At 74.4% G+C, this 6,000-nt stretch carries 7 protein-coding genes; 3 read left to right on the forward strand and 4 right to left on the reverse strand.

Features of this window, described 5'->3' with window-relative positions; translation table 11 throughout:
- Positions 1-128 precede the first annotated feature (128 nt).
- Positions 129-761, forward strand: coding sequence for a GNAT family N-acetyltransferase (locus ACH4J0_RS30745; protein ID WP_396243976.1), 633 nt, complete (start codon positions 129-131; stop codon positions 759-761).
- A gap of 12 nt (positions 762-773) precedes the next feature.
- Positions 774-1,142: a helix-turn-helix domain-containing protein gene (locus ACH4J0_RS30750; protein ID WP_396243978.1), complete on the forward strand. Its 369-nt coding sequence runs from the start codon at positions 774-776 to the stop codon at positions 1,140-1,142.
- A gap of 53 nt (positions 1,143-1,195) precedes the next feature.
- On the opposite strand, the gene ACH4J0_RS30755 is transcribed toward ACH4J0_RS30750, so the two are convergent.
- From ACH4J0_RS30755 to ACH4J0_RS30765, 3 genes are all read right to left on the reverse strand, one after another.
- Positions 1,196-2,428 carry an NAD(P)/FAD-dependent oxidoreductase gene (locus tag ACH4J0_RS30755; protein WP_396243979.1) on the reverse strand — a complete coding sequence of 411 codons (1,233 nt, stop codon included), beginning with the start codon at positions 2,426-2,428 and terminating at the stop codon, positions 1,196-1,198.
- A 126-nt stretch (positions 2,429-2,554) separates the two neighbouring features.
- A complete protein-coding gene (locus ACH4J0_RS30760; RefSeq protein ID WP_396243981.1) occupies positions 2,555-2,986 on the reverse strand; it encodes a nuclear transport factor 2 family protein in 432 nt (143 codons plus the stop codon).
- A gap of 7 nt (positions 2,987-2,993) precedes the next feature.
- Positions 2,994-3,797, reverse strand: coding sequence for an MBL fold metallo-hydrolase (locus ACH4J0_RS30765; RefSeq protein ID WP_396243982.1), 804 nt, complete (start codon positions 3,795-3,797; stop codon positions 2,994-2,996).
- Between the two features lie 143 nt (positions 3,798-3,940).
- Between ACH4J0_RS30765 and ACH4J0_RS30770 the strand changes: the two genes are divergently transcribed.
- Positions 3,941-4,249 carry a prealbumin-like fold domain-containing protein gene (locus ACH4J0_RS30770; protein ID WP_396243984.1) on the forward strand — a complete coding sequence of 103 codons (309 nt, stop codon included), beginning with the start codon at positions 3,941-3,943 and terminating at the stop codon, positions 4,247-4,249.
- Positions 4,250-4,351: 102 nt separating this feature from the next.
- Here ACH4J0_RS30770 and ACH4J0_RS30775 read toward each other — a convergent pair whose 3' ends face one another.
- Positions 4,352-5,842, reverse strand: a complete 1,491-nt coding sequence (locus ACH4J0_RS30775) for an MFS transporter (RefSeq protein ID WP_396243985.1) — start codon at positions 5,840-5,842, stop codon at positions 4,352-4,354.
- Between the last annotated feature and the right edge of the window lie 158 nt (positions 5,843-6,000).

Consider the following 6,000-nt stretch of genomic DNA (forward strand, 5'->3'; position numbering starts at 1 on the left):
GAGGACGTCGGCTCCCCCGACCCGCGGTCCCCGCGGGCTTCCCGGCCGTCAGCGGTGCCTCACCGCAGAGGAGTTGGCGGCCCCGCCCGGGCGGCGGGGATAAGGACGCGCAGAATGTCCGTATGCGGATGACGAACAGGAACGCGGACACGACGGCGGCCTCGAACACGGCCACGAACGCGGCGAGGGTGGCGACGGGCGAGGACGTCGGGGCGATATCCCGGCTGCTGGCCCGGGCCTTCGAGGACGATCCGATGATGTGCTGGTTCTTCCCGGAGGCCGCCACGCGCCCCGCCGCGCTGGGCGGTTACTTCACCACGCTGTTCACCCGGCAGTACATGCCGTACGGGCTGTGCGAGCGGACCGAGCACGCGGCCGCGTTCTGGGTGGCGCCGGAGGCGCAGGAGAAGGCCGTACCGGACGAGGGCACGATCCGGGAACTGGCGGAGCTCCTCGGAGACCGGGCGGACTGGTTCCGGCAGTGCGTCGAGGCGGCGGCCGCGAACGCGCCGCAGGAGGCGCACTGGTACCTGGCGGTGATCGGCGCGGACCCGGTCGCCCAGGGCCGTGGGCAGGGCGCCGCCCTGCTGCGCTCGGGGCTGACCAGGGCGGACGCGGCGGGCCTGCCCGTGCACCTGGAGTCCTCGAAGGCCGAGAACCTGGCCGTCTACCGGCACTTCGGCTTCGAGGTGCTGGAGGAGGTCCGGCTGCCGGCCGACGGTCCGACCCTGTGGACGATGCGGCGCGCGCCCCGGAGTTAGGGCGCGTCCGGCATGCCCGAGGGCGTGCCGGGTCGGCGCCGGACGGCCACCGGTCAGTGGGCGAAGGGCGGTTCGAAGCAGCCGGATTCGGGGTACGGCCCGCTGGTCGGCGACAGCCCGAGCGCCTTGCCGCAGTCGCCCTCATCGGCGCCGCCAAGCCCCTCCCACTTCACCCGCGTCTTCCGCGCCTCCACCGGCCAGTCCCCGCACCAGTACCTGGTCCGGCTGCGCCTGGAGCGCGCCCGCCGCGCCCTGCTCACCACCGACACCCCGATCGCCGCCATCGCCCAGCTGTGCGGCTTCGCCGACCAGAGCCACCTGACCCGCACCATGCGGCTGCACAGCGGCCTCACCCCGGCGGGGCTGCGGTCGGGCAGGTGAGCGGGCGGACGACGGGAGTCGGGAGACGGACCCCGGGACTCAGACCCCAGGGCTCAGACCTCCCCGAGCGGGACGTCCGGGTCGGCCAGGGCCTTCGGGTCCACCGCCCGCTGGGAGCGCACCAGTTCGCGGATCGGGTCGGTGACGTCCCAGACGTTGACGTTCATGCCCGCGAGCACCCGGCCGCCGGAGAGCCAGAAGGCGATGAACTCGCGGGTCGCCGGGTCCCCGCGGAACACCACCCGGTCGTAGCCGCCCGGCTCGACGTAGCCGACGTACTCCATGCCGAGGTCGTACTGGTCGGTGAAGAAGTACGGAACCCGGTCGTACACCGCGTCCGGCTGCCCGAGCATCGCGCGGGCGGCGGTCTGCGGCTGGTTGAGGGCGTTGGCCCAGTGCTCGACCCGGACGTGCTTGCCGAACAGCGGGTGGTAGGCGTTGGCGACGTCGCCGGCCGCGTACACGTCCGGGGCCGAGGTGCGCAGGTGCTGGTCGGTCTTGATGCCGTTGTCGACCTCCAGCCCGGCGGCCTCGGCCAGGGCGGTGGCGGGGGAGATGCCGATGCCGACCACCACCGCGTCGGCCGCCACCTCGCTGCCGTCGCCCAGCTTGACGCCGCTCACCGTGCCGCCGGCGCCGGTCAGCCCGGTCACCTGGACGCCGAAGCGCAGGTCCACGCCGTGGTCGCGGTGCAGATCGGCGAAGACCTGGGCGACCTCCCGGCCGAGCACGCGCAGCAGCGGCAGCTCCATCGCCTCCAGGACGGTGACTTCGGCGCCCGCCGTACGGGCCGCGGCCGCCACCTCCAGGCCGATCCAGCCGGCGCCGATCACCGCGATCCGGGCGCCCGGGCGCAGCGCGGCCTTGATCCGGTCGCTGTCCTCGACCCGGCGCAGGTAGAGCACGCCGTCCTGGTCCGCACCGGGCACCGGCAGCCGGCGCGGCACCGATCCGGTGGTCAGCAGCAGCTTGCCGTAGGCGACCTCGCCGTCGTCGGCGAGGGTCACGGTGCGGGCGGCCGGGTCGATCGCGGCCACCGCGGTGCCGAGGCGCAGGGTGACGTCGTGTTCGCCGTACCACTGGGGCGGGTGGACGTAGATCTTCTCCCGGTCGTCCTTGCCCAGCAGGTAGCCCTTGGACAGCGGCGGCCGCTCGTACGGGCGCTCGTGCTCCTCGCCGATCAGGACGATGCCGCCCCGGTACCCGGCCTCACGCAGTGCCTCGGCCGCCTTGGCGCCGCCCAGGGACGCCCCGACGATCACGATCGGCCGTTCGCTGCCCGCCATGCCCGACTCCTTGCGCTCCGTTGAAGATCCGGGGCCAGCCTGCCGCCGTCCGGGTGGTCTGTCGAGACCGCGCCGGGCGCGCCGCGCCGCGCTGACCCGTTCGGGTGAACGGCGCGGATCCGGGACTCACCTGGTCATCGCGTCCCTGAGCAGCGCGGTGTCGACGAACTGCTCGAAACGGACGATCCGGCCGCCGCGCACCGTGAAGTGGTGGGCGACCCGGACCGCGAGCGGCTTCCCGGTGCCCTTGTGGACGGCCGTGTAGCGGGCCAGCACCACCACGTTCTCGCCGTCCACCACGTAGGTGTCGTCGTGCGCCGTCCAGTGGTCCCACTCGGCGGCCAGCCGCTCCATGACGTTGGCGGTCACCCCCTTCGGGGTGCGGTAGGTTCCGGCCAGCGGGGAGCCGGCCATCTCGGTCCACTCGACGTCCTCGGCGAGGGTGCTGCGCAGCGCGGTCAGGTCGCCCCGGGCGGAGGCCAGGTACTGGCGGCGCACCACGTCGGCGGGGGCGGGGGACTCGGCGAAGCCGGCGACGTCCCTGGGGATCTCGATCACCGTGCGCTCACCTCCACGCCATCTCGCCCTTGGCGACCTTGGTGCCGATGTCGACCGCGATCCGCAGCCCCAGCTCGGGGAAGCGCCGCTCCAGCGCCTCCTTGGCGGCGGCCGCGTCGGCGTTGCGGCCCAGTTCGGTCTCGAAGGCGCGCAGGTAGGCGCGGGTGTGGTCGATGGCGTTCAGGTCGGTGGGGGCGTCGGCGACCCGGTGGCCGGCCGCCACCCAGGTCGGGCGGAGCGCCTCCATGCCGTCCAACAGGCCGATCCAGGCGGCCCGTTGGGCGGCGGTCGGGGTGTCGGCCGTCCACACGTGCAGGCCCTCGAAGAGCAGCACCCCGCCGAGCACCGCCCGGTGGTGGTGCTGCCACAGGTAGTGCCGGTCGGGCAGGTGGAAGTCGGCGCCGCGCAGCTCGAACCGGTGGCCCTCGAAGACGAGTTCGTCCCCGGGTAGCACCTCGGGTCGCACCAGCCGGGTGGGCAGCTCGGGGCCCAGGTGCGCCCAGGCGCGCAGCTTGTCCTCGAAGGTCTCCTGGATGTGCTCCACGGTCGAGGCGGTGGCCAGGAAGCGGGCCTGGGGGAAGGCGTCCTGGACCTCCTGGGCGCCGAAGTAGAAGTCCGGGTCGCCGTGGCTGACGAAAACGGTGGTCAGCCGCTTGCCGGTGGCCCGCACCCGTTCGACGAGCCGGCGCCCGTCGGAGCGGGTGAACCCGGCGTCCACCAGCAGGGCGTGGTTCGGGCCGGTGACCAGGACGGCGGTCTTGTTGAGGGAGCTGTCGGGGGCGTCGACGATCTCGAAGTCGAGAGCGCTCATGCTGGGAGTCCTTCCTATGGCCGGGCATACCTCGTCGCCAGCATCGGCGGTGGAGGCCCGGTCCGCATCCGGAGGCGGTCCGCATCCGGACTCCCCGGCCCCGGGTCTTCCAGCTGTGGCGGGAGACGAACGGTGGGCCCGGGTTGCAGACCACGGGTGCGAACCCGGACACGGCGGTCGGTTCGCCGTGTGTCACACCCGAGACCGGTGTGTGTTCGGCCGACGGGCTGCCGCTGGGGACGTACTGCTGGCAGGAGACCGCGGCCTCGGCCGGGTACGACCTGCCGCAGGACGCGGTGAGCACGGTCGAACTGACCAAGGACTGCCCGTGCGTGGAGGTCACGGTCAAGGCCAGCAAGTGCCCGCCGGAGCCCTGCGACCCGCCGTCCCACCAGTGGGGCACCCCGGCCGGCCGCACCCCCGTGCCCGGACTCCCCGGAGGGCGCGTCTGACGGACCGTCCCGCGCGTGAGCGCCTGAACTGACCACGTGGCCGGAGGAGCCGACAACGGCTCCTCCGGCCACCGGCGTGGGAAGGCCTTCCTGCCGGGGGCGTTACTGCCGGGTCCAGAGAGTGAGGTCACTGCTGGTGGCCACCGCGAGGGTGCGGCCGGTGGGGGAGAAGCCGGCGGCGCGGAACTCGGACCAGGAGGCGTGGAAGACGTGGTGCCAGGTCTGGCCGTGCTCTCCGGTCCAGGGGCCGGGGGTGAGCAGGACGCGGTGGTTCGGCCACTCCGGGGAGATCACCTCGACGCGCCAGCCGCCGGCGGCGCCGTTGTGGAGTCCGCCGCCCCACAGGCCGGCCACCGGGATCCGGACGTCGGCGACCGGGCCGAGGCCGGGGCAGGAGAGGTCCGGGCCGTCCGGGTCCTCCGCCGGGTCGTAGTCGCGCTCCAGCTTCTCGCCCGTCACCGCGTCGAACAGGCCGTGCCCGCTGTGGGAGACGGTCAGCACGAGGTCGTGCCCGGTCTCCGGGTGGACGGCGAAGCCGATGCCCGTCAGGCCGCCGACGGGGATCGGTCCGACGCCCGCCGCCCCCGAGGTGCCGCCCAGCGAGCCGGCGGCCCAGAAGCCCAGGTAGGAGAGGCTCAGTACCGCCCCGGCGGCCGCCAGTACGGCCCGCCGCGAGCGCTTCGCCAGCCGGAGCACGACGGCCAGTTGCAGCGCGATCACCAGCACCGTGTTGCCCACGAACACGCCCGAGGACCAGGCCGCGGAGGTGTGCAGGTGCAGCACCAGCAGTGCGGGCAGCGCCACCTCCAGCACGTCGAAGCAGAACGCGTACGGCAGGTTGGCGAGGCTCAGCAGGGTGATCCGGCGCAGCGGCTCGCCCGTCGCCCCGGCGGCGGACTTCGCCTGCTCGGCGACCCTCTGCGGCGCCCGTACCCGCAGTGATCCGACCAGGGCGGCGGCGACCAGGCAGGCCACGCCCGTCGCCCCGGCCAGCAGACGGATCCAGCCCGTCCCGCCGGCCACCGCGACGGTGGCCAGCAGCGCGCCCGCGCCCAGGCCGGCGTTGCGCACCGACTTGGCGGCCGCGAGGACGGCGTCCCCCAGCCGGCCCTCGGTCAGGGTGCTCACCACCGCGGCGTGGCTGGTCGGCCAGGACTGGCTGCCGATGCCGAACAGCACCGCCGCCGCGGTGAACAGCGGCAGTCCGTCCGCGGTGAGGAGGGTGAGCGCGCCCGCCGCCCGGAGCACCAGGGTGACGGCGGCGGGCAGGGTGCGGGCGCCGCTGTCGATCCAACGGCCGGTCAGCGGCACCACCAGCAGACCCACGACCATCCCGGCGGACAGGGCCAGGCCGACCGACCCGGCGTGCAGGTGCAGCACCCCGACGCCGTACAGCAGAAGGAACGGGCGCAGCATGCCGCCGCCCACCGCGTCCACGGCGAGCGTCGCGGCGTACCGGGGACCGCCGGCGGCGGTCAGCAGGGCCAGCAGTGCGGACGGGCCGTTTCGGCCGGTGCCGATCGGCGGGGCGGGCGGCTGGCCGGTGCGGACGGCGGCGTGGTCATGGACGGACTTCTCCTGGGTCACACTCATGGCCGGTACGGTCCGCCCTGGTGGGGGGCGGTGTCCCGGGGGTTTTGGGTTTAACGCAAACACCCCCGGGGCCCCGGCCCCGGGGGGGGCGGGGGACAGGGGGGTGTGAGCGGGGGCTGGGGGGGCCCCCCCCCGCGGGGGGGGGGGGGGCAGAGAGC

It is taken from the genome of Kitasatospora sp. NPDC017646 (genome assembly GCF_044329365.1).
GTDB lineage: Bacteria > Actinomycetota > Actinomycetes > Streptomycetales > Streptomycetaceae > Kitasatospora.